Here is a 22,838-nt window from a genome sequence, read left to right as displayed (position 1 = left end):
GCGGTGAGGAACAGCGCGTCGCCGTCCAGGATGCTCGCGTGCCCGACGGCGCCGATCTTCGGGTTACTCGCGGCAATCTCGACCAACGTGGTGATCGCCCACTGGTCGAGACCCGCGAGCACGCTGCCGCGACCGGCCAGGATCCACTGGATCTGCTCGGCGCCGACATACTCCTCGACGGGCCCGGCGCGGAACGCTCCAGTGCCGTCGAGGGCTGTTTCCAGCAGATCCCGTTACTCGCGCACAAGGTCGGCGTCCGTGCTGCGGCCGTAATCGGAGTCGACCGGCACGAGCGGCGCCGCCGTCTCGCCCTCATCACTCAGCCACAGCGCGATCCGACGCGCCGCCTTGCCGCCGAACGACCGGCGCGTACGTTCCGGTGGGCCGTACGGACCGGGTGCCGACGACACACTCGTCGACCGTAGTCGCGGACGGTCGCTCGTCGGTGCCCAGGCCACAGGCCTGAAGGCCGTATGCGGGCGCTCCTCCGGGCGCACACCGCAACAGACCCGGACTGCGACCGGCCGTTGCGGACCGGCTGCCTCAGCGATCATCCCGGTGGTCACCGTGCTGCGTTCGTCGAGTTCGCTGCGCTGCGGCCTCCGTGTTTCGACCCTCGCCCTGGTGTTCCTCGCCGCACCGGCAGCCGCGGTCTAGCATTGCCTGCGCGACGAACAGCCACCGGGAGCTGCCCACCACGACGGGCCGCCCGGCGCCCGCGTACACCTCTTGGCGCCACCCGGCGGACCTGGTCCCGTCGATCTCTTTCCACTCCCTGGCTCGACGGAGCCCCGCCCTCTCTGGACATCACCATGCCCCTGAGCGGATTACTCCCGCGCGGTCCGCTGCCGATCCCTCACCCGTAAGGCCACCGATGACCGTCGCCGACGAAGCCCGCCTCACCTCCGACGCGCTGCCCCTGATCAACATCTCGGCTGCCGCCCTCCGACGGCTGAGCGCCGAGATCCGGGACCTCCTCATGCGCGGTGGCGACGACGAACGCGGCGTCGCGGCCGACCTGGACGCCTTCGCCACGGCCGGCCACGGCCCCGCGTCCTTTTCGGCGCTGGACTGTCCGCGACGGCCACCGAGGTCCTCGGCAGCACCAGGGCTGTGCCTGTCGGGATCGCGCTGCTCGCGCAGCAGACCCTCGCGCACCCCGGACGGCGAGGTCGCCCGACCGTCCGTGCCGCCGGGCCCGAGGGCCTTCGGGTCGTCGTCAGCGCGTTCGCCTGACAACCGCTCAAGACAGTCGTCGAGGCTGCCGGTGGTCCCCTGTGATTCCAGCTGTACTGCTTCCGGAACCGCCCACTGACGCGCCGGGTACGAGGCCCTGGTCCTGACCGCGGACGCCCCGCGTCCGGCGCGCCGGGACCGTGACCCGCACGACGGCTTCCACCGGCCGGCCAAATCCCGCTTTCGGTCAGTCATCTGAGCGAGGACGAGATCACCGAAGGCGTCGCCCGGCTCGCCACTTCATCAAAACCGAGATGTCCGAGCAAAGGAAAGGAGTGTTGCAATGAACGCTTTCGTACCTGTCATCTGCAGCAAGCCACGTATGTGGGGGTGGACCTACCGATGACAGTCAACCTGACCGGAGCCCCGCGCCCTTTCGTCCCGTTTCCCCAATCAGACCGGCGGGCCCCTGTCGAAGCACGGCGCGCCGTCGCCCGCATCGCAGGTGTCGGCACTGCGGTGACGGGACGCTCGTACACCCAGCGGGAGCTTCTGGACATCTTCGCCATCGAGGATCCCCGAATCCGCTCGGTCTTCCTCAACAGCGCCATCGAGCGTCGCCATCTGACTCTTCCTCCGCCAGACGAGAACGGCGTCCGCGCCCCCGAACCGCAAGGACAGCTGCTGGCCAAGCACAAGCGGCTCGCCCTCGACATGGGTTCGCGCGCCCTGCAGGCGTGCCTGAAGGACGCCCGCCAGAGTCTGGCGGACCTCGGCTACCTGTGTGTCGTCACGACGACGGGATTCCTCACCCCTGGCCTGAGCGCCCTGCTGATCCGTGACCTCGGCATCGACCCCGCATGCCACCGGGTGGACGTGGTCGGCATGGGCTGCAACGCCGGTCTCAACGCCCTGAACTCCACGGCCGCCTGGGCGGCCTCACATCCCGGCCGTACCGCCGTCATGGTGTGCGTGGAAGCCTGCTCGGCCGCATACGCCTTCGACGAGAGCATGCGCACCGCGGTCGTGAACAGCCTGTTCGGCGACGGCGCGGCAGCGGTCGCCCTGGTCGCACCGCCCGAGGAAGTGCGCCCCGCCCCGGCGGGCCCTCGCATCCTGCACTTCGCCAGCCTCCTCATCCCCGACGCGATCGACGCCATGCGCTACGACTGGGACGAGGTTCTCGGCCGGTTCAGTTTCTTCCTCGACCCGGAGATTCCCTACGTCGTCGGGGCCCATGCCGAGCGCGTGGTGGACCGTCTGCTCGACGGCGCCGGGCTGCGCCGTGGTGACGTCGCCCACTGGCTCGTGCACTCCGGCGGCAAGAAGGTCATCGACGCGGTGCGCCTGAACCTCGGCCTGTCCCGGCACGACGTCCGGCACACCACCGGTGTGCTGCGCGACCACGGAAACGTGTCCAGCAGCTCCTTCCTCTTCTCCTACGAGCGCCTGACACGCGAACAGGCCGCCGTCCCGGGCGATTTCGGCGTGCTGATGACCATGGGTCCCGGCTCAACGATCGAAACCGCGCTGGTCCAGTGGTGAACCGGGACGAGCCGATGAAGACAAGCGACGCTTCGACAAAGGGGACGGCAGGCATGCAGACCCTTCTGGGGATCAACGGGACCGAGCAGATCGGTGCCGAACTGACGATGAGGCTGGAACAGGCCTGCGACCGGGCCGAGGCACCGGACGGCACCGGACAGCTGGTGGTCCGCGTGACCGGAAGACCCGCGCGGGCCTGGACCGACGGTCTGACCGTGTCGATCGTCAACCGCTGGGAGCGGGCCGTACGACGTCTGGAACGGCTGGCCGCCACCACCATCGCCATCGCGGACGGTGCCTGCGGCGGTGTGGCACTGGACGTTCTGCTGGCGGCGGACGTACGGATCGCCACTTCCGGAACCAGCGTGCATGTCCCGATGCACGACGGCGCGACCTGGCCCGGCATGACGCTCTTCCGTCTGATACGGCAGGGCGCGAACGCCGCGCCGGTGCGCCGGGCGGCGTTGTTCGGCGAGCCGATCGGCGCGCCGGATGCTCTCGCTCTGCATCTGGTCGACGAGGTGACCGAGGACGCGGACGCCGCGCTGGCCGCAGCGCTGGCGGTTCCGCCTCTGGCCAGAACCGAGGTCGCGGTGCGACGGCAGCTCATCGCCGACGCCGCCACCGTCCCCTTCGAGGAGGCCCTGGGCGTACATCTGGCCGCCTGCGACCGGGAGTTGCGCCGGCTTTCGGCTGGAGCGGCGCGATGACCGCGGCCGTGACCGGGCTCATCCCGAACCCGCGCTACGTCCGAGACGCGCTCCCGCAGGCGCGGACCGCTGTCGCGCACGCCGCCCAGCAGACCGAGGCCGCGCTCGCCGCGCTCCCGGACCCGGACCGGCGCTCCCCGGCCGAACGGCAGACGGCGGCCGAGGTCAAGGACCGGGTCCGGGCCCTGCGGTGCGCGTTCCTCGACACCCATGTGGACGCGGTCTACGACGAGTTGACGGATACCCGGGGCCACTTCCTGCGCCTGGACGAGCTGGCCGCCGCGGCCGCGGACCGCTTCCCCGGCCTGGTCCCGACGTCCGGGCAGCTGGCCGCCGAACGTGCCCGCCCGCAGGCGGCGAAGGAAGGCCACGAGATCGACCAGGGCATCTTCTTCCACCGGGTCCTGCGCTCACCGGCCTGTGGTCCGCACCTGGTGGAGGCCATGCTGCGACCCACGGACCGGGCCGTGGAACTGCTGCCGGAGTTCGCCGAGACCGGCCGGCTGGACCTCGGCTCGGTCCGGATCGAGCGGCACGCCGGGGCTTCGCGGGTGACCATGACCGGCGTCGACCGGCTCAACGCCGAGGACGCGCAGCAGGTCGAGGCCATGGAGACCGCGGTGGACCTGGCACTGCTCGACCCGGCGACCCAGGTCGGCCTGGTCCGCGGCGGCGTCATGAGCCACTCGCGGTATGCCGGCCGGCGGGTGTTCAGCGCGGGCATCAACCTCAAGGCTCTCCATGCCGGCGGCATCCCTCTCGTCGGTTTCCTGTTGCGCCGTGAACTCGGCTACATCCACAAGCTGATCCGCGGTGTACTGCTCGAAGGCGAACAGGCGCAATGGCAGTCCCGGACGCTGGAGAAGCCGTGGGTCGCGGCGGTCGACGGCTTCGCCATCGGCGGCGGCGCGCAGTTGCTGCTCGTCTTCGACCACGTACTGGCCGCGTCCGACGCCTACTTCAGCCTGCCTGCGGCACAGGAGGGGATCGTCCCCGGCGCGGCGAACCTCCGGCTCGGGCGCAGCGGTGGTGCCCGGTTCTCGCGCGGTCTGGTGCTGGACGGCCGACGGATCGGGGCGTGCGAGCCGGAGGCACGGCTGCTGGCCGACGAGATCGTGCAGCCCGAAGAGCTGGACGAGGCGGTCGAACGGAGCCTGCGACGCTTCCGCGGCGCGGCGGTCGTCGCGAACCGCCGCATGCTGAACCTGGCCGAGGAGCCGATGGACGGCTTCCGTCTCTACATGGCCGAGTTCGCCTTGCAGCAGGCCCTGCGGATGTACGACGAGGACGTGCTCGCGAAGGTCGGCCGCTTCTCCCTGCGCGAGAACGCGCCGTCGTGACCGAGGGCAAGCTGCCGCGGGTCCACTACGCACGCTGCGACGGCCTCGGCACCGTACTGCAGGCCCGCCGGAAAGCCGCGTCACGCGGGCTGCAGCGTGCCGACAGCGGCTGATCCGGGGGAAGGGCTGTGCGCAGGAGAAGGGAGCAGCTCCATGACCACCCTCGCTTCGAGCAGCGGGAAAGTCATAGATCCGCACGTTCTGTCGCATGTGGACGCGCTGGAGTCGGAGTCGGTGCACATCTTCCGTGAGGCGGCGGGCGAGTTCGAGCGGCCGGTACTGCTGTTCTCCGGCGGCAAGGACTCCATCGTCATGCTGCATCTGGCGCTGAAGGCCTTCGCGCCCGCCACGATCCCCTTCCCACTGCTGCACGTGGATACAGGACACAACTTTCCCGAGGTCCTCAAGTACCGGGATCGCGTGGTGGCGGCATATGGGCTGCGGCTCCAGGTGGCGTGTGTCCAGGACTACATCGACCGGGGTGCGCTGAAGGAACGCCCGGACGGGACCCGGAACCCGCTGCAGACGCTGCCCCTGACCGAGAAGATCAGGACCGAGCGGTTCGAGGCGGTCTTCGGCGGCGGGCGGCGGGACGAGGAGAAGGCCCGCGCGAAGGAGCGGGTGTTCAGCCTCCGTGACGAGTTCTCGCAGTGGGACCCGCGCCGCCAGCGGCCCGAGCTGTGGAACCTCTACAACGGCCGCCACGCACCCGGCGAGCACGTTCGCATCTTCCCTTTGAGCAACTGGACCGAGCTGGATGTGTGGCAGTACATCGACCGCGAGAACATCGACCTGCCGGAGATCTACTACGCCCATCACCGCGAGGTGTTCCGGCGCGGCGGGATGTGGCTGACGGCCGGCGAGTGGGGTGGTCCCAGGCCCGGCGAGACCGTCCAGAAGCGACGGGTGCGCTACCGCACCGTCGGCGACATGTCCTGCACGGGCGCGGTGGACTCCGACGCGGACACCATCGAGAAGGTGATCGCGGAGATCGCCGCATCCCGGCTGACCGAGCGGGGTGCCACCCGGGCCGACGACAAACTGTCCGAGGCCGCGATGGAAGACCGCAAACGCGAGGGGTACTTCTGACCATCAGCGCGACCACGACCGCGCGACCACGACCGAAGGAAGAGCTCTCGGCCACCACGCTGCGCCGACCGGCTGATGGGTCGTAGATCTCCACGGCAAGGCGAGAGAACCGCGGGCGCCGGCCGCGAACGTGGGGCCCAGCGGGTGTGAAGCGTCCGCACCGTCAACGCCGCCCGTGGGGGACGTCGCCGGCCGGATGACCTGCTACCCGTCGCGGTGGTGGGGTTGTGGTCTGCTGCGCGAGTGTGCCGTAGCCGGTGACCGTTTTCGTGTGCCAGGACAGGTAGCGGAGTTGCGGGCCCGCCATGTCGATGGTCAGCGGTCGCTCGCCGTTCACCTTTCCGCGTCAACGGGCCGCGGTCGACGCGACGAATCGTGCGAGCCGTGCCGTTCCCTCCTCGATCTCGTGGTCGGTGAGACAGCTGACCGAGAGCCGGATCGCCCGCTCACCGCCTCCCGTCGGATAGAAGTACGACATCGGCGTCCAGATGACGCCGAATTCCTCGGCCGAGCGGACCAGCGCCGCGTTGTCGGCGCGGAAGGGGACCTCAAGCCGCAGGAAGAATCCGCCGCTCGGGGTGTTCCACCGCACGCCCAGCCGGTCCCGCAGCTCGGGGCCGAAGCTCCGCCCGAGCCGGTCCAGCGTCGTGCGCATCGTGTGGCCGTAGTAGTCGGAGGTCCGCGCGTTCAGGTCGGCGAGCCGGCCGTCGGCGGTCAGTAGCGCGCCGGCGACGGCGGCCTGGCCAAGTGCCGAGGTGTTCACCGTGATCATGCTCTTGATCTTGCAGAGCCGGTCGGCCAGCAGCTCGGTGCCGCCGTCGGCGCCGGCCACCACCTGGTCGGCGACCACGTAGCCGACCCGGGCCCCGGGGAAGATGGTCTTGGAGAACGAGCCGAGCTCGACGACCCGGCGGCGGCGGTCCAGGGACTTCAGCGTCGGGAGCTGCCGGCCAGGGCTGACCAGGCGGTACGGGCTGTCCTCCAGGATCAGCAGGTCATGGCGGGTGGCGACGTCGAGCAGTTCGGTCCTGGCCTGCTCGGACATCGTGACGCCCGACGGGTTGGAGTGGTCCGGGATCACGTAGATCGCACGGGGCCGCCTGCCGCGCCGCAACTCGGCCAGGACCGCCGCCTCGACGTCTCTCGGGGACAGACCGGTCTCCCGTTCCTCCACGGCCCGCACCTCCACGTCGAGCAGCCGGGCCGCGCCGATGATGCCGACGTAGCACGGGCTGGAGACGAGCAGGACGTCCTCGGGCCGGGAGAAGAGCCCGCGCAGCACCAGGAACATGGCCTCCTGCGCGCCGACCGTGACCACGATCGACTCCGGCGCGACCAGGATCCCCTCGTCCTTGGCCAGCGCGTCGGCGATGAGCGGGCGGATCTGCCCGGCGGTCGGTCCGTACTGGAAGACCGCGTCACGGATCTGTTCGGGGGTACGGCCCTGCCCGGCCAGGTGCTCAAGGTAGCGGCGGAGGTAGTCGAAGATCTGCTCGGTGTCGAGGAAGCGGTCCTGCGGACGGCCGGGCGCGAACGAGATGGCATCGGGGTAGCGCAGGGTGATCTCGTTGAGGAAGTTCATCGTGTCCATGACCGGGTCGTCGACGCCCGGGAACAGGTCGGCGGCGTGCAGGTCCGCCGCCGGACCCGGCCGCAGGGTCGCTGGCCGCGCGACGGGTTCCGACCGTTCGGCCCCGGGCACGAACCGGACCAGCGCCGGGTGGGCGTCGGTGACCGAGGCGGTGCCGGTGAAGGCCAGCACGTCGGCCAGTTCGCCGGTCAGCAGGTCGAGCACGTCCGCGACGCCCTCGCCGCCGGCGACCGCGAGACCGTGCAGGACGGGCCGGCCGAGCAGCACGGCGTCGGCGCCGAGGGCGAGCGCGGCCAGCACGTCGCGCCCCCTGCGCACTCCCCCGTCGAGCAGCACCGGGCAACGGTCGCCGACGGCCGCCACGACCTCCGGCAGTACGTCCAGCGGAGCGGGCGCACCGTCGAACCGACGATCGCCGTAGCTGGACACGATGATTCCGTCCACGCCTTCCCCAGTGGCGCGGGCGGCGTCCTCGTCGCAGAGGATCCCCTTCAGCAGAATCGGCAGCCGGGAGATGCCCCGCAGTTCCTCGACCACCTTCCAGCCGAGCCCGGGGTCGATCGAGTCCCGGGCGCGGTCGCCGGGCGGTAACCGGACGCCGTCGCGCAGGTCGCGCGGCCGGCGGCCGAACCGGGGTGAGTCGACGGCGAGCACCAGCGCCTCGAAGCCTGCGTCCTCCGCGTCGGCGACCAGCCGCCGGGAGGCCTGCCGGTCCCGGAACAGGTCGAGCCGCAGCCACAGCGGCGCAGCGGTCGCCTCGGCCAGCTCGGTGAACCCGCGGCCGGTGGAAGTGCTCACCACGGTCGGCACCTGGAACCGGGCGGCGGCACGCACGGTGGCCAGCTCGCCGTCCGGGTGGAGCATCGTCTGGCAGCCCGCCGGGGCGATCACGATCGGGGCGCCCCACGACCGGCCGAGCACCTTGGTGCGCAGCTCGGCCTCGACGACGTCGGTCAGGACCGAGGGCCGCAACCGCACCCGGTCGAAGCAGGCCCGGTTGTCGGCCAGGGTCCGCTCCTCCCCCGCGCCGCTCTCGATGTGGTCCCACAGGTCCGGGTCGAGACGTTCCCTGGCGGCCCTCGCGTAGTCGTCGAGCGAGAGGAGGGAACGCTCATCCGCCGCGATCTGATCCCGCATGTGTCCTCCCGCTGGGCCGAAGATCTCCTCGCCGATGGTCACCGGGCACCCTGATGTCAGACCGGCGAGGTACCGGCCCTTCCCGCGTGCCCTTCCATGCGGTCCCGAAGGGTCGAACCCGGGAACAGGCGCGGTGACGATCGCTGCGGAATCCAGCGGTACCTAAGGTGCGGAAGGGCCCGACGCCCCGGCGTCCGGTTGCACGATCCCGGTATCGTAAGCGAGGACGACCGCTTGGACCCGGGTGCGCAGATCGAGCTTGGTCAGGAGTCGTGCCACATGCGTCTTCACCGTCGCCTCACTGAGCGTCAACGAGGCGGCGATCTCGGTGTTGCTCAGGCCGCGCGCGACGAGCCCGAGCACCTCAAGCTCCCGCGGCGTGAGAACGGACAGGTCCCGTCCTCCCGCCGGGGCGCCAGTCGCGGCGGTCGGGACCGTACCGGGACGCGCCGCGTAGCGATGGACCAGGCGGCGGGTGATCGACGGCGCCAGCAGCGCGTCGCCGGCGCGGACGAGCCGGACCGAAGCGACCAGCTGCTCGGGGGAGACGTCCTTGAGCAGGAACCCACTGGCCCCGGCGGCCAGGGCCTCGTAGACGTACTTGTCCAGGTCGAACGTCGTCAGGATGATGATCCGCACTCCGTCGGGCCCGCCCGCGCCGTCCGCCACGATGCGGCGAGTGGCCTCGATCCCGTCCACTTCGGGCATGCGGATGTCCATCAGCACCACGTCCGGCCGGTGCTCGGCCACGGCCACGACCGCCTCCGCTCCGTCAGCCGCCTCCGCCACGACGTCGATTCCCGCCTCCCGCAGGATCAGCCGCAACCCACCACGGACCAACGCCTGATCATCGGCGATGACGACCTTCATGCCGGCAGGACCGCCCGCACCCGGAAGCCGCCTTCCGCGCGGGGCCCCGCATCGAACTCTCCGCCGTACAGCGCCAGCCGCTCCCGCAGCCCGAGGAGCCCCCGGCCCCAGTTGCCACTCGTGCCCGGGCCGTTGTCGCTGACCGTGATCACGAGTTCGTCTCCCCAGTGGATCGTCACGGCGGTGGCCGCGTTCGCAGTATGTCGCAGAACGTTCGTCAGGGCTTCCTGAACGACCCGATAGGCGGCGAGGTCCGCGCCCGGTGGCAGCGACCGCGGGGTGCCGCTGACATCCAGCCTGACCGGGAGCCCCGCGGCGGAAACCCGCGCGATCAGGGCAGGCAGCTCATGCAGGCCCGGCTGCGGATGCAGAGCTGCGCTCTCACCGTCCCACTGCCCCGGGCTGAGCAGCCCGAGCAGGTTCCGCAGTTCGGCCATGGCGACCCGGCCGCTGGCCTCCGCGGCCAGCAGCGCCTCCTCGGCCTCACCCGGGGAGGTGTTCAGCATCTTGCGTGCCGCGCCGGTCTGGATCACCATCACGCTGACGCTGTGCGTCACCACGTCGTGCAACTCGGCCGAGATCCGGGCCCGCTCGGCCTCGATCGCCTGCAGGGTGGCGGCCTCCTGCTCGTTCGCGGCGCGCCGTAGCCGCGCGGCGGAGTCGTTGAGCCGGCGCCGCAGTTCGCGGATGCCGAGCCCGGCGATCACCGTGGGCGCGATGGCCAGCACCGCGGTGAGCCGGCCCGGGAACCTGGGCAGCGGGAAGTACACGGTGGCCGCCAGCGTGACGACCACGACGCTCGCCATGGCCAGATTCCGGTACTTGCTGTAGGCGATGGCGCTGTAGGCGGCGAACACCGCCGCCCCGAGGGTCATCGGCGGCACCGTCGTCTGCTGTACGACCATGATGGCGGCGATGATCCCCAGCCAGGCGGCGATGGGGAACACCCGCCGCAGCGCGAGCGGCAGCGCGGTGATCGCCACCAGGCCCAGAACCGGCCCATGGCTGGTCGTCCGCGCTGCTTCCGTCGCCGCGGCGACGGCCGCACCCGCCGCGATCACTCCGTCCAGCGCCATCCCCAAGCCGGACGGGGCGATACGCGGCTCGGCCCGACGAAAGAACGCGGCCAGCGCCTTCACAAGTCCCGCCATGGGAACCATTGTTGCCGCTTCCCCTCCCGCCGAACATCATCCAGCAGGGGTAGCTCGCTTACATCCGGGGGATGACAGCGGTCCATCGTCAACCAATTACGGTAGGCAATCTCGCCATCGCGAGCGACGCGCGAGGCGACCCCGGCGACCTAGCGTGCCGGGCATGGAGACACTCGTTCACCTGCAGAACGTATCGAAGCAGTACAACGGGGCCGCAACGCCGGCGGTCACGGGAGTGAACCTGGAGATCGCGCAGGGCGAGGCGGTCGCGATCATGGGTCCGTCCGGGAGCGGCAAGTCGACGCTGCTCAACCTGGTGGCGGCGATGGACCGGCCGACGACCGGCACGGTGGAGGTCGGCGGGGAGCGCGTGGACAAGATGAACGAGACCGCCGCCGCCAAGTACCGGCGGCGCCGGGTCGGCATGATCTTCCAGTTCTTCAACCTGCTCGACGACATGACCGTCATGGACAACATCCTGCTTCCCGCTCAGCTCGCCGGGGGACGGTCGGACACCGCGCGGCAGCGGGCAGACGAGCTGCTGGACCGACTCCGGCTGACCCACCGCCGCGACGCCTACCCCGCGCGGCTGTCCGGCGGTGAGCGGCAGCGGGTGGCCATCGCCCGGGCCCTGATCAACCGGCCCGCGCTGCTGCTCGCCGACGAGCCGACCGGTGCGGTGGACACCAGGGCCGGCGAGGAGATCGGCGCACTGCTGCTGGATCTGAACTCGACCGGGCAGACCTTGATCCTGGTCACCCACAACCCGGAGCTGGCTGCCCGGTACGCGAGCCGGGTGATCTCTGTCGCCGACGGCCGGATCAGGTCGGACTCGGCCGACCCGACAGGCCCCGCGAGCGCACCGGGCATGGGGGTCCAGCGATGACCGCGGTCCTCCGGGCCGCCCTCAGCGGTCTGCGCGGACGCCGTCTGCAGGCGCTGATCATCGGCGTGGTCATGCTGTCGGCCACCGCGACCTCGACGGTCGCGCTGGGTCTGCTCGCCAACGCCCACGGCGCGTTCGACGGCGCGTTCGCCAAACAGAACGGGGCCCACGTCACCGTCACCGTGAACACCTCGGTCGCCGACACCTCCCAACTGGCCGCGACGTCCCGGCTCTCCGGCGTGAAGGCCGCGTCCGGCCCGCTCGGCGAGGTCCAGGTGAACGCGCGGGTCAAGGTTCCCGGAGTACCCGGCTCGTCGACGTCACCGCTGCGGATCGTCGGCCGGTCCACACCGGACGGCCCGGTGGACGACCTCACGCTGCTCGACGGCCACTGGCCGGACGGCGCCGGGCAGATCGTGGTCGACCGGGGCAACGGGGTGTTCACCGGGTCGACTCTCACCATCGGCTCGCAGAAGCTGACCGTGGTCGGTACCGCGAACTCGATCACGCACACCGCCGCGGGCTGGGTGACGCCGTCCCAGATCGCCTCGCTCCGGAGCGCGGGAGGAACCGGGCAGGCCCAGATGCTCTACCGGTTCACCCACGCCGGTTCCAAGTCCGAGGTCGCCGCCGACATCGCCTCGGTGCGGTCGGCGCTGCCGAGCGGCGCGGTGCTCGGCAGCGCGTCCTATCTGGACGTTCGGCAGGCGGAACAAGGCGGGATCCAGCCGTGGGTGCCGTTCATCATCGCGTTCGGCGTGATCGCGCTGGTGATCTCGGTGCTGATCGTGGTGAACGTGGTGGCCGGTGCGGTGATCGCCGGAACCACCCGGATCGGGGTACTCAAGGCGATCGGTTTCAGCCCGGTGCAGGTCGTCGTCTCGTACGTGCTGCTGGTGCTGGTTCCCGCGCTGCTCGGCTGCGCCGTCGGAGTCGTGGTCGGGAACCTGCTGGCGATTCCCCTGCTCCAGGTGAACGCGCACGTCTATCAGGTGGGGACGCTGAGCGTCCCCCTGTGGGTCGACGTCCTGGTTCCGCTGGCGGCGGTCGCGCTGACCGCGGTCGGCGGGGTTCTTCCCGCCCTGCGGGCGGGTCGTATGAGCGCCATCCAGGCGATCACCACCGGCCGTGCCCCCCGGTCGGTCCACGGCTTCTTCGCGCACCGGGCCGCGGCGCGGCTTCGGTCACTCCCCCGGTCGGTCACGCTCGGCCTGGCCGCGCCTGCCGCCCGGCCTGCCCGGACGCTGACGACCTGGGTGGTCATCGTGTTCGGCGCCGCGGCTGTGACGTTCGGCATCGGGCTGGGGGCGACACTGAACCGGGTCGGCGACGACTCGCCCTACTCGCGTATGCCGGTGCAGGTGTCGCGCGGCGCAGGCGGCGAGGCCCCCTCCCTGAGCGGCACGCAGCAGCGTGCGGTCGAGTCGGTGCTGAAAGCACAGACCGGAACGCGGTACTACATGACCGAGACCGACGCCCAGTTCAGCGTGTCCGGAGCGGCGCAGAAGGCGTCCGCCGTCGCTTACGGCGACACCCCGTCCTTGAGCGGGATCCCGCTGATCTCCGGCCGCTGGTACTCCACCTCCTCCGGCGCGGCGGAGGTGGCCGTGAACACCCTGTTCCTCACCGACACCGGCACCTCGGTCGGGTCGACGTACACACTGATCTCCGGCCGGCACCAGCTGAAGGTCCAGATCGTGGGCGAGGTGTTCAAGACCGGCAGTCAGCCCGCCCTGTACCTGAGCCCGGCCACGCTCTCCCGCATCGACTCGGGCGCGCAGCCGCAGTACTTCGACGTGGCCCTCCAGCCCGGCACCAGCGTGCAGGCATACACCAACAAGGTGTCCGCGGCGCTCGGTCACTCCTATCGGGCCACCTCGTCCCAGGCTTCGACCACGCAGTTCCTCGCCGTACTCACCTTGATCGCGATGCTCACGATCCTGATCACCGTGGTCGCCGGACTCGGCGTGCTGAACACCGTGGCACTGCAGATCCGCGAGCGAGCTCACGACATCGGTGTGTACAAGGCGATCGGTATGACGCCACGCCAGACCCTCCTCATGGTGGTGTGCTCGGTCGCGAGCGTCGGTCTGGTCGCCGGAATCGTCGGAGTCCCCGCAGGGGTCTTCCTGCACCATGCCGTGGTGCCGGTGATGGCGCACGCCGCGAACTCCGGGTACCCGCAGTCACTGCTGACGGTGTACTCCGCGTGGGAGCTGGTCCTGATGGGACTCGCCGGGTTGGTCATCGCGATCGTCGGCGCGCTCGGCCCGGCCGGCTGGGCGGCGAAGGCCGGAACGGCAACCGCCCTCCGCGCCGAATAGACGGCCGGGGGACGGGCGCGAGATGGCCCCCGGGCGCCCGTCCCCCGGCCTTGACCTGTGGACGTGAACCGAAGAAGAAAAAGGAAGGAAGGAGGGTGGGAGTGGCTCAGGACATGGCCACCAGCACCCGGCGGGCGCCGGTGTACGGCCGGCGTCCGTGGCCGACCAGCACGTTGTCGATCAGCAGCAGGTCGCCGGTGCGCCAGTCCACGTCGACGGCGGAGGCGAGACCCTGGTCGCGCACATGGGTCGCGTACTCGCCCGGAATCGGCTCGCCGCTCGCGAAGGCCGTGGACTGCGGCAGCTCCTCGGGGCTCATGATCCGCGCCAGCGCCGCCGCCGCGGCATCACCGAGCATCGCGGGATGCCACTGGTCGAACTGGCTGAACCACACTTCCTCGCCGGTGACCGGATGACAGGTGGTGGCGGGCCGCGTCTGGCTGATCCTGAGACCGTCGCCGGTCCACTGCCACGTCGCGTCCGCTCCGGAGAGGTACGCCTCGACATCGGCCCGGTCGTCGGTCTCGAAGGTGTCCTGCCAGCTCTTGCCCAGGCCGACGCCGTCGTGCAGATTCTGGGTATAGCGCACGCCCTCGGCAAAGGCCTGCCGGACCTCAGGGTCGATGGAGCTCAGCCAGCGGGCACCGTCCACGACCGGTGTCGCACCGCCGGATTCGGGCGCCTGCTCGCAGTAGAAGAGCAACCTCGCCGGCCACTGCGCCGCATATGACAACTCATTGTGCATCGAGATGGTCAGCGCGGCCGGGTATTCGGTCGACGTGTAGATGTTGTCGCCGACCTTGGATCTCGGTGAATTACCGTGAACATACGGCAGCCGGTTTTCCAGAATAGTTTCCAGCAACGGGTCGAGCGTCTCCGGTGCGACCCCGAAACCGCGGAAAACAACTGCCTTGTTTCCGATCAGCAACTCGCTGAGGCTGGGCAGCTCGCGCAGGTACGCGTACAGGCCCTGCGAGCTCGCGTCGACCCCCACGTCGACAGGTGTGATCTCATGCGGCGCCCAGGCCGTTTCTCCGCTCATCTGCACTCTCCTATTCGGCATCGCAGGAAATCTTCCACCGGGTCAGGGTAGTCCAGGGCAGGGCGCTTTCCAATCCGCCGCAGACAGCGGTAAGCGACATTGATAATAGCGATCCGACCTCTTAGCCTGAGCCCTGAATACGGCACAGCATGATCGCGCCACAGCGGTGATGCCATAACGCGGAAGGAAGCGTAATGAGCGACAATGCTGCCGAGGAGTTTGATCTGTTGGTGGTGGGCGGGGGCCCGGGGGGATCGACGGTCGCGTCGCTGGTCGCGATGCAGGGCTCGCGGGTGGTGCTCCTGGAGAAGGAGACGTTCCCCCGCTGGCAGATCGGGGAGTCACTGCTTCCCGCCACGGTTCATGGCGTGTGCCGGCTGACCGGAGTCTCCGACGAACTGGCGAAGGCCGGGTTCCCCGTCAAGCGTGGTGGAACGCAGCGGTGGGGTGCCAGTCCCGAGCCGTGGACATTCTCCTTCTCCGTGTCCCCCCTGCTGGCCGGGGAGACGTCGTTCGCGTACCAAGTGGAACGCAGCAGGTTCGACCAGATCCTGCTCGACCGCGCCAAGCAGGTGGGCGTCGACGTCCGCGAGCAGTGCAGCGTCACCGCGGTCCTCGACGACGACGAGCGGGTGCGTGGGGTCTCCTATGTGGACGAGACCGGGGCGGCCCGCGAGATCCGGGCGAAGTTCGTGGTCGACGCGTCGGGCAACAAGAGCCGGATCTACCCGAGCGTCGGCGGGAAACGCAGGTACTCGGAGTTCTTCCGCAACGTGGCACTGTTCGGGTACTTCGAGGGTGGCAGGCGACTCCCTCCGCCGAACTCCGGCAACGTGCTCTCGGTGGCCTTCGACAACGGCTGGTTCTGGTACATCCCGCTGTCGGACCGGCTCACCAGCGTGGGCGCCGTGGTCCCGCACGACAAGGCCTCCAGGATCCAGGGGGACCGCGAGGAGGCGATGCGCTCGCTGATCGCCGAGTGCCCCATGATCAGCGACTATCTGCGCGATGCGAAGCGGGTGACGGACGGCCAGTACGGGGAACTCCGGGTCCGCAAGGACTACTCTTACATCAACGAGAAATTCTGGCGGCCAGGGCTGCTGCTGGTCGGTGACGCGGCCTGCTTCATCGACCCGGTGTTCTCCTCCGGAGTGCACCTGGCCACCTACAGCGCGCTGCTCGCGTCGCGGTCGATCAACAGCGTGCTGGCCGGGGTGGTCGGCGAGCACGAGGCGTTCTCGGAGTTCGAGATGCGGTATCGCCGGGAGTACGGCGTCTACCACGAGTTCCTCAAGGCGTTCTACGACCTGAACGTCACCCCGGATGCGTACTACTCGTCGGCCAAGCAGGTCACCAAGAACCCCCGCACCGAACTCGAGTCGTTCGTGGAGCTCATCGGCGGAGTCTCCGGAGAGTCGCTCGCCGTCACCGGTTCGACGGCCGGGGACTACGAGAGCCGGGCCAGGGAGTTCGCCGAAGCCGTGGACGAGCTCATCGCCGACGAGGACCAGAGCATGATCCCGATACTGAAGTCCTCGGTGGTGAAGCGGGCCATGCACGAGGGCGCCCAGGTGCAGGCAAGGGCGTTGCTGGGTCCGGACTCCGAGACGGAACGGCCGCTGTTCGAGGGCGGGCTCGTACCGTCGGCCGACGGGCTCCTCTGGTCGGTGCCGAACGGCGGAGGGACGCACTAGAGCGCGCGTTCAAGCGACGCAGTGCCGCAGTTGAACAAAAGCGCGGGCACACGACCGGGCGAGGGGCGGCACACCGCCCCTCGCCCGGTCAGTCGTGCGGGGCTTGACCCAAGGCCGCCGGATAGGGAGGGTTCGCAAAAGAACAGAGCGGTGATTCCCGCGGGAGGACCATCGCATTGCCTGTCATCGACTGATCCGTAGGACGGGCAACGAAATACAGGACCACTCGCCAACGAATCCAACGCATATGCCAGGGGACCTTACCCCATCAAGAATTCCATCAACGCAAGCAGCGTTCGAGACTTGGCAGGAATCAGCCATTCACAGAGAATTGGACAGTTCACAGGTCCGTAGCCAGACCGATCTCAGAGGACTGAGTCAATGGGGCCAAGACCAGCACGTTCCCCACAATCACAACGGGACCGGCCATTTGACCATCTGACACACAGGGACAATGCGGTCGCTTCGAGCGACGTGGTAGCCGTACCCGTCATATCCATATGCCCGGGAGAATCCCCTCGGCTGGATGGCGAAGACAAAACTCATATCATGCGTCTGACGGAAACGGAAACGGCGTTACCACCCATCCTCGTCGACCGTCGCACCATGCGAGTGATCGACGGTATGCATCGATTGATGGCTGCCTCCATTCGGGGTCAGGAAACCATCGACGTGGTTTTCTTCGATGGTAGCGAAGCGGACGTCTTCCTGCGTGCGGTGCAGGAGAACGTCACGCACGGGTTGCCGCTGTCCCAGACCGACAGACAGGCCGCGGCCGAGCGCATCATCGCCTCCCATCCGCACATGTCCGACCGGGCTATCGGCCAGGCCGCCGGTCTCGGGGCGCGGACGGTCGCATCTATCCGCAGGCGTTCGGGCGACGATGCGGCCCAGGCCGGCTCGCGCGTCGGCCGGGACGGCAAGGTACGCCCGTTGGACAGCGGCGAGGGACGCAGGCGGGCCGCCGAACTGTTGGCCGACAGGCCGAAGGCGTCGTTGCGCGACATCGCACGTGTCGCGGGCATTTCGGCGGCGACCGTGCTGGATGTGCGCAACCGGCTCGCCAGGGGTGATTCGCCGGTCCGAGAGCGCTCCGTCCGCAGAGCGTCGGCGACACCGGAGCCGGCCAGTCAGGTGCCGACGCGCGCCATCGCCGTCACCGCCGCCTCGGCCTCCGCGCCCGGTACCGGCGTCACGGAGACGGCACTCGCCGACGCGAACCTGGCACAGAAGCTAATGCGCGACCCCGCAATGCGCGGGACCGACCGCGGCAAGGCGCTTCTTCAGCTGCTGCACCTCAACGCGGCCAACGCCGGACGGCTCAAGGCGGTCGCCAGAGTCGTTCCCGCGCACTGCGTCGTCGCCGTGATGCGCCTCGCCCAGCACAACGCGCAGGCCTGGCGGGACTTCGCGTGCGAACTGGAGGAGCGGGCCAGAATCACCGACCCGCGGCTGTGACCCCGCCCTGTGCCGTGATCACGCTCACGCATCTCATGGCGCGGGCCGTCGATTCATCCCAACCATTCACAGGAGATCACTCATGAACGACCTGACCGAGCGCCTCACCGCCAGCCAGCTGATCGTCATCGGCGGGGCGGAGCCGACCGTCGAGGAGCTGCGCAAGCGCACAGGTGAGATGGGATACGTCCTGGTCAAATTCACTGAGACCCGCGGCGGAACAGAACTCGGCTTTCCGCTCGACCGCGAAGCCACCGACCTGAGCCGGGCCGACTTCGACAACAGCACCGGCACCGTTCACCTCGAAGGTCACCTTGTCCTCAATGGCGACCAGGTGCGGTGCATCGCCGAAATCGACCTGGCAACGCTCAGCGGCACCGGACGACTCGCCCTGGAGGAGAAGAGCGAGCTGGCGAACAAGTAACCGGACAGTCAGGTGGGCAAGGACCTGCCTCGCAGTCCAGCCTGGATCCTGGAATGAGCCGGTGAGCTCGCGGAGCGGGAACGCGATCCCTGAATGATCTTGGTTGACCATGACGGTCGACCAGGAAACAGGGATCGCGTTCGCATGTCCGCCGTCACCGCGAGCCGACTCGCCAGACCGGCCGCTGTCACCCGGGAACGACACGGCCGTTGACCGCCATTGCCACGAACGGCCGTCGCACTTGCAGGAGATGGCCGCCGAAGGCCTGCACCCCGGCGGCGACCGCGGGCTCATTCGCCTCTCCGGGAAGCCCCTGACAGCGCGCCTCTTCGCGTCAGTCCTCCGTTCCGAGCCAGTCCGATATCGCGGACCAGGCCGCGTCGAGCATGTCCGGACGCACCATGTCGTGGTGGGCGCAGGGGACCGACGTGTCGGTTATCCCGCCGGAGATGAAAGGGCGCCACCGGTCGGTCGCCGGCGCGTTGTCAGTGTTGTTCCCGGCGTTGTTCTCGGCGGCGACGATGAGCAGCGCGTCGCCGTCGAAGACGCCGGGACGGTGAGAGCGCCTGATCGCCGCCGCCTTGCGGTAGATCCGGGCCAGGTGCAGACATTCCTCGTCCGACATGGCCCCGAGCACTCCGCCCGCCTCCTGGCGCATCCGCGCGGCGAGCTCGGCCACGGCGTCCTCGTCGTCCGGCCCGGCAACAGGCTCGTCACCGGGGTCGCTCGACGGATAGGAGTCCAGGAAGACGAGGGCGGCCACCTCCTCGCCGGCCGCGCGCAACTGCGTCGCGATCTCGTGCGCGGGAACGCCGCCGAAGGACCAGCCGAGCAGGTGATAGGGACCCGTCGGCTGCACGGCGCGGATCTGGTCGAGATAGATCGCGGCCATCTCCGATATCGAGCCGGGGAACTCACCCTGGTTGTCCAGGCCGGGGGCCTGCAGCCCATACAACGGGCGGTCCTCCGGGACCGCCCTGGCCAGCGGCATGTAGCACCAGCTCAGGCCTCCTCCCGGATGGATGCAGAAGAACGGGGGCTTGCTGCCCTTGGCCCGGATCGGCAGCAGTACCCCGAGTCCGTCCTTCACCGACGAGAGCTGCATCTGCTCCAGCAGCCCGGAGACGCTCGGCGACGCGAACAGACTCCGGGTCGACACCTCTACCCCGCGTTCCCGCAGCCGCGATACGAGCCTGACCGCCAGCAGCGAGTGCCCGCCCAGCTCGAAGAAACTGTCGTCCGGCCGGACGCGCTCGACCCCGAGCACCTCCGCGAACGCCTCGCACATGGCCTCTTCGATCGCCGAGGCCGCCCCGTAGTCGGCGCGGCCGGTCTCGGCTCCGGTGCCGTAGCGGGGAGCAGGCAGGGCGTTGCGGTCGAGCTTGCCGTTGGGGGTGAGCGGCAGGGCATCGAGCACGACGATCCCGGCAGGAACCATGTACTCGGGCAGCCGAGCGGCGTACGCGCGAGCCGCCGTCGCGGTCACGTCGGCATCCGCGTCGGTGTCGGCGGGGACGACGTATGCGGTCAGCCGCCGGTCGTCGGGGCGGTCCTCGCGCACGATCACGGCGACCTGGGCGACCTGCGGGCATGCCGTCATCACCGCTTCTACCTCGCCCGGTTCGATCCGGTACCCGCGGATCTTCACCTGGTCGTCGGCCCTGCCCTCGAACGCCAGCTGCCCCTGCGGGGTCCACTTCGCCAGGTCCCCGGTCCGGTACATGCGGTCGCCGGCGCGACCGAACGGACACGCCACGAACCGCTCCGCGGTCAGCGCGGTCCGGCGCAGGTACCCGCGCGCCAGTTGTGCCCCCGCGATGTACAGCTCACCGACCACGCCGGGCGGAACCGGGTTGAGCCACTGGTCCAGCACATAGAGCCCGGCCCCCGGAGCGGGCGTACCGATCGGCACCGTGGCCGCAACATCGTCACCGGCCCGCACGTCGAACGTGCTGCATCCGACGACCGCCTCGGTCGGGCCGTACTCATTGACGATCACCGCGCCCGGCGCACGGTCCAGCCAGTCCCGCACCGTCCGCCCGTCCAGCGCCTCGCCACCGACCACGAGGCACCCGGCGGCCGACGCCAACTCCTCCGGCGACAGCATCTCCGCCAGCAACGGCAGATGAGCGGGCACCAGCTTGACCGAGCCGAACCCACCCCGCCGCCGCACCAGAGCGGCCAGCCCCTCGGCACCGCCCTCCGGGCTCGCCACCACCGGCTCCCCCGACATCAGCGGCACCAGCCAGCTGGTCATCGTCAGGTCGAACCCGATCGGCGAGTGCAGCGGCATGGCGCCGCCATACCGCCGGGCCCAGCCCAAATAGGCGGCCAGTCCGCCCTGGGTGACCGCAACCCCCTTCGGGGCGCCGGTGGACCCGGAGGTGTAGATCACGTAAGCGAGCCGGCCTGGAAGACGCCCGCCGGATTCGGCGGAGCCAGTCGGCCCGCGCAGCGCGTCGGCCACGTCCACCGCCCGGATCCGGCCCGCCGGCAACTCGTCGAGCACCTCCGAACTGCCCACGACCAGCACCGCACGGCTGTCGGACAGCAGATACGCCATCCGCTCCACCGGTACGCCCATATCCACCGGAAGGAACGCGCCACCGGCCAGCCAGACACCGAGCAGGGTGGCCACCAGATCCACGCCCCGCGGCAGACACACGGCCACCACGCTGTCCGGGCCGACTCCCGCCGACCGCAGGAACCCGGCGACCCGCCCGGCCCGCACCCCGAGCTCCGCGTACGTGACCGACTCGTCCCCGCACACCACGGCCACCGTGTCCGGACACCGCTCGGTCTGCGCCAGGAACTGCTCGTGCGGCAGCACCGGCTCCGCGCGCACCTCGGTGTCGTTCCCTCGCGAGACCAGCTGCGCCCGTTCGCCGGCGTCCAGGATTCCGAGCTCGTGGATCCTGGCCCGGGGAGCGGCCGCGACGGCTTCCAGGACCTGGACGAAACGCCGGGCGATCGCGGTCGCGGTGGCCTCGTCGAACAGATCGGCCGATGCCGTGATCGAACCGCGGAGCCCGTGCTTGCCGCCATCGGGACCGGCCAGCTCCGCCATGAAGACGCTGAGGTCGAACCGCGCGGCCCGCTCCCCGATCCGGACGGTGCTGGGCCGCAGGCCGGGCAGATCGAGCGTCGCCTGGGCGTTGTTCTGCAGGGTGAGGACCACCTGGAACAGCGGGTGCCGTCCCATCGACCGGTCCGGAGCGAGCGCCTCCACCAGCCGCTCGAACGGCACGTCCTGATGCTCCAGCGCATCGAGCCAACAGTCCCGCACCCGGCCCAGCAGGGTGGTGAACTCCGGGTCGCCGGACAGGTCGGTGCGCAGCACCAGCGTGTTGATGAAGAACCCGACAAGGTCGTCCAGCGCCGAGTCCATCCGCCCGGCCACGGGCGCGCCGACCGGGATGTCCTCGCCGGCCCCGAGCTTCGCCAGCAGCACCGCGAGCGCCGCCTGCACCACCATGAACAGGGTCACGCCCTGCGCCCGCGCCAGCGCGACCAGCCGGGCGTGTACCGGGGCCGGGAGCTCGACGGGGACGGTGTGTCCCTGGTTGCCGCTCACCGCCGGGCGCGGCCGGTCGGCAGGCAGCGCCAGCTCCGGCGGAGCACCGTCGAGCGCCCTCCGCCAGTACTGAACCTGGGCGGCGAGCAGGCTGTCCGGGTCGTCCTCCTCGCCCAGCAACTCCCGTTGCCACAGCGCGTAGTCCGCGTACTGCACCGGCAGCGGATCCCACTCCGGCGCCGTCCCGCGCAGCCGCGCCGCGTACGCCGCCGACAGGTCGCGGGTGAGAATCCCGGTCGACCAGCCGTCGGTGGCGATGTGGTGCAGGACCACCACCAGCACGTGCTCCTCCGGACCGACCGCCAGCAGCCGCGCCCGCAGCGGGATCTCCGCCGCCAGGTCGAAGGGTTGCTCGATCACCTCGGTCACCGCGGCGGCCACCTCGTCCTCGGTGGCCTGGCAGGTCTCCAGCCACCGGCCGAGTTCGGCCATGGCGAGTACCTCCTGGAACGGCTCGAGATCGGTGGCCGGGAACACGGTACGCAGCACCTCGTGCCGGGTGATCACATCGCCGAGCGCCAGCTGGAGCGCCGCGGCATCGAGCTCTCCGTCGAGGCGGAGCACCACCGAGTTGTTGTAGGTCGCGGACGGTCCTTCCAACTGGGCGATGAACCAGAGTCGCTGCTGGGCGAACGACAGCGGCACCCGCTCCGGCCGTTGCCGCACCACGAGCGGCAACCGGGCCGTGCCGGTGTGGGCCAAGGTGGTGGCGAGTCCGGCGGGGGTCGGTGACTCGAAGATGGTCCGGACGCTGATCTCGGCGCCCAGCGCGGTACGGATCCGGCTGATCAGACGGGTCGCGAGGAGCGAGTGCCCGCCAAGGTCGA

General features: G+C 69.9%; 18 protein-coding genes. 10 read left to right on the top strand and 8 right to left on the bottom strand.

Annotation, left to right across the window (positions count from 1 at the left end; genetic code table 11):
- Positions 1–233: 233 nt before the first annotated feature.
- Together ACIQBL_RS47920 and ACIQBL_RS47915 are read right to left on the bottom strand one after the other, a co-directional pair.
- The gene (locus ACIQBL_RS47920) at positions 234–410 is read right to left on the bottom strand and encodes a hypothetical protein (RefSeq protein ID WP_401955320.1); all 177 of its coding nucleotides are present in this window, start codon (positions 408–410) and stop codon (positions 234–236) included.
- 446 nt (positions 411–856) lie between these two features.
- Entirely contained in the window at positions 857–1,045 is a 189-nt protein-coding gene (locus tag ACIQBL_RS47915; RefSeq protein WP_401955318.1) for a hypothetical protein, read from the bottom strand.
- A 68-nt stretch (positions 1,046–1,113) separates the two neighbouring features.
- Between ACIQBL_RS47915 and ACIQBL_RS47910 the strand changes: the two genes are divergently transcribed.
- The 5 genes from ACIQBL_RS47910 (at position 1,114) to cysD (ending at position 5,860) form a co-directional block, all read left to right on the top strand.
- Positions 1,114–1,236, top strand: a complete 123-nt coding sequence (locus ACIQBL_RS47910) for a hypothetical protein (RefSeq protein WP_401955316.1) — start codon at positions 1,114–1,116, stop codon at positions 1,234–1,236.
- Between the two features lie 342 nt (positions 1,237–1,578).
- Positions 1,579–2,721, top strand: a complete 1,143-nt coding sequence (dpgA, locus tag ACIQBL_RS47905; protein ID WP_401955314.1) for a 3,5-dihydroxyphenylacetyl-CoA synthase DpgA — start codon at positions 1,579–1,581, stop codon at positions 2,719–2,721.
- Between the two features lie 53 nt (positions 2,722–2,774).
- Positions 2,775–3,431, top strand: coding sequence for an enoyl-CoA-hydratase DpgB (dpgB, locus tag ACIQBL_RS47900; RefSeq protein WP_401955312.1), 657 nt, complete (start codon positions 2,775–2,777; stop codon positions 3,429–3,431).
- The gene (dpgC, locus tag ACIQBL_RS47895; RefSeq protein ID WP_401955310.1) at positions 3,428–4,771 is read left to right on the top strand and encodes a (3,5-dihydroxyphenyl)acetyl-CoA 1,2-dioxygenase DpgC; all 1,344 of its coding nucleotides are present in this window, start codon (positions 3,428–3,430) and stop codon (positions 4,769–4,771) included. The genes dpgB and dpgC overlap by 4 nt, the downstream gene beginning before the upstream one ends.
- Positions 4,772–4,924: 153 nt before the next feature.
- Positions 4,925–5,860 carry a sulfate adenylyltransferase subunit CysD gene (cysD, locus tag ACIQBL_RS47890; protein WP_401955308.1) on the top strand — a complete coding sequence of 312 codons (936 nt, stop codon included), beginning with the start codon at positions 4,925–4,927 and terminating at the stop codon, positions 5,858–5,860.
- A 163-nt stretch (positions 5,861–6,023) separates the two neighbouring features.
- Here the strand turns inward: cysD and ACIQBL_RS47885 are convergent, their stop codons facing one another.
- The 4 genes from ACIQBL_RS47885 to ACIQBL_RS47870 all read right to left on the bottom strand — a co-directional run bounded on the left by ACIQBL_RS47885 (position 6,024) and on the right by ACIQBL_RS47870 (position 10,609).
- On the bottom strand, positions 6,024–6,197 hold the full coding sequence (locus ACIQBL_RS47885; protein ID WP_401955306.1) for a hypothetical protein: 174 nt from the start codon (positions 6,195–6,197) through the stop codon (positions 6,024–6,026).
- Positions 6,198–6,206: 9 nt separating this feature from the next.
- Complete coding sequence (locus ACIQBL_RS47880) at positions 6,207–8,588, bottom strand: aminotransferase class I/II-fold pyridoxal phosphate-dependent enzyme (RefSeq protein WP_401955304.1); 2,382 nt, start codon at positions 8,586–8,588, stop codon at positions 6,207–6,209.
- Positions 8,589–8,750: 162 nt separating this feature from the next.
- Positions 8,751–9,458, bottom strand: coding sequence for a response regulator (locus tag ACIQBL_RS47875; protein ID WP_401955302.1), 708 nt, complete (start codon positions 9,456–9,458; stop codon positions 8,751–8,753).
- Positions 9,455–10,609, bottom strand: a complete 1,155-nt coding sequence (locus ACIQBL_RS47870) for a sensor histidine kinase (protein ID WP_401955300.1) — start codon at positions 10,607–10,609, stop codon at positions 9,455–9,457. Before ACIQBL_RS47870 ends, ACIQBL_RS47875 begins: the two co-directional genes overlap by 4 nt.
- A 163-nt stretch (positions 10,610–10,772) precedes the next feature.
- Between ACIQBL_RS47870 and ACIQBL_RS47865 the strand changes: the two genes are divergently transcribed.
- Positions 10,773–11,495, top strand: a complete 723-nt coding sequence (locus tag ACIQBL_RS47865) for an ABC transporter ATP-binding protein (RefSeq protein WP_401955298.1) — start codon at positions 10,773–10,775, stop codon at positions 11,493–11,495.
- Positions 11,492–13,819: an FtsX-like permease family protein gene (locus ACIQBL_RS47860; protein ID WP_401955296.1), complete on the top strand. Its 2,328-nt coding sequence runs from the start codon at positions 11,492–11,494 to the stop codon at positions 13,817–13,819. The genes ACIQBL_RS47865 and ACIQBL_RS47860 overlap by 4 nt, the downstream gene beginning before the upstream one ends.
- A 106-nt stretch (positions 13,820–13,925) precedes the next feature.
- On the opposite strand, the gene ACIQBL_RS47855 is transcribed toward ACIQBL_RS47860, so the two are convergent.
- Positions 13,926–14,861, bottom strand: a complete 936-nt coding sequence (locus ACIQBL_RS47855; RefSeq protein ID WP_401955294.1) for a TauD/TfdA family dioxygenase — start codon at positions 14,859–14,861, stop codon at positions 13,926–13,928.
- A gap of 194 nt (positions 14,862–15,055) precedes the next feature.
- On the opposite strand from ACIQBL_RS47855, the gene ACIQBL_RS47850 reads away from it, so the two are divergent.
- From ACIQBL_RS47850 to ACIQBL_RS47840, 3 genes are all read left to right on the top strand, one after another.
- A complete protein-coding gene (locus tag ACIQBL_RS47850; RefSeq protein WP_401955292.1) occupies positions 15,056–16,555 on the top strand; it encodes a tryptophan 7-halogenase in 1,500 nt (499 codons plus the stop codon).
- 549 nt (positions 16,556–17,104) lie between these two features.
- Positions 17,105–18,013, top strand: a complete 909-nt coding sequence (locus ACIQBL_RS47845; RefSeq protein ID WP_401955290.1) for a transcriptional regulator — start codon at positions 17,105–17,107, stop codon at positions 18,011–18,013.
- Between the two features lie 82 nt (positions 18,014–18,095).
- Positions 18,096–18,437 (top strand): hypothetical protein, encoded by a 342-nt coding sequence (locus ACIQBL_RS47840; protein WP_401955288.1) that lies wholly within the window; start codon positions 18,096–18,098, stop codon positions 18,435–18,437.
- Positions 18,438–18,771: 334 nt separating this feature from the next.
- On the opposite strand, the gene ACIQBL_RS47835 is transcribed toward ACIQBL_RS47840, so the two are convergent.
- Positions 18,772–22,838, bottom strand: a 4,067-nt coding sequence (locus ACIQBL_RS47835; protein ID WP_401955286.1) for an amino acid adenylation domain-containing protein, incomplete at its 5' end; no start/stop codon positions are given.

This window comes from Streptomyces sp. NPDC088350 (genome assembly GCF_044753545.1).
In the GTDB taxonomy this organism is placed as follows: Bacteria; Actinomycetota; Actinomycetes; order Streptomycetales; family Streptomycetaceae; genus Streptomyces.
The sequence above is the reverse complement of the archived record's forward strand: the minus strand, read 5'-3'. Positions and strand labels throughout refer to the sequence as shown.

Excerpts from the sequence above, each read along its gene's own strand:
- cysD (WP_401955308.1), top strand. The coding sequence starts at position 4,925 with ATGACCACCCTCGCTTCGAGCAGCGGGAAAGTCATAGATCCGCACGTT.
- dpgA (WP_401955314.1), top strand. The coding sequence starts at position 1,579 with ATGACAGTCAACCTGACCGGAGCCCCGCGCCCTTTCGTCCCGTTTCCC.
- ACIQBL_RS47845 (WP_401955290.1), top strand. The coding sequence starts at position 17,105 with ATGCGTCTGACGGAAACGGAAACGGCGTTACCACCCATCCTCGTCGAC.
- ACIQBL_RS47875 (WP_401955302.1), bottom strand. The coding sequence starts at position 9,458 with ATGAAGGTCGTCATCGCCGATGATCAGGCGTTGGTCCGTGGTGGGTTG.
- ACIQBL_RS47865 (WP_401955298.1), top strand. The coding sequence starts at position 10,773 with ATGGAGACACTCGTTCACCTGCAGAACGTATCGAAGCAGTACAACGGG.
- dpgB (WP_401955312.1), top strand. The coding sequence starts at position 2,775 with ATGCAGACCCTTCTGGGGATCAACGGGACCGAGCAGATCGGTGCCGAA.
- ACIQBL_RS47860 (WP_401955296.1), top strand. The coding sequence starts at position 11,492 with ATGACCGCGGTCCTCCGGGCCGCCCTCAGCGGTCTGCGCGGACGCCGT.
- ACIQBL_RS47840 (WP_401955288.1), top strand. The coding sequence starts at position 18,096 with ATGAACGACCTGACCGAGCGCCTCACCGCCAGCCAGCTGATCGTCATC.
- ACIQBL_RS47855 (WP_401955294.1), bottom strand. The coding sequence starts at position 14,861 with ATGAGCGGAGAAACGGCCTGGGCGCCGCATGAGATCACACCTGTCGAC.
- ACIQBL_RS47850 (WP_401955292.1), top strand. The coding sequence starts at position 15,056 with ATGAGCGACAATGCTGCCGAGGAGTTTGATCTGTTGGTGGTGGGCGGG.
- dpgC (WP_401955310.1), top strand. The coding sequence starts at position 3,428 with ATGACCGCGGCCGTGACCGGGCTCATCCCGAACCCGCGCTACGTCCGA.
- ACIQBL_RS47870 (WP_401955300.1), bottom strand. The coding sequence starts at position 10,609 with ATGGCGGGACTTGTGAAGGCGCTGGCCGCGTTCTTTCGTCGGGCCGAG.
- ACIQBL_RS47880 (WP_401955304.1), bottom strand. The coding sequence starts at position 8,588 with ATGCGGGATCAGATCGCGGCGGATGAGCGTTCCCTCCTCTCGCTCGAC.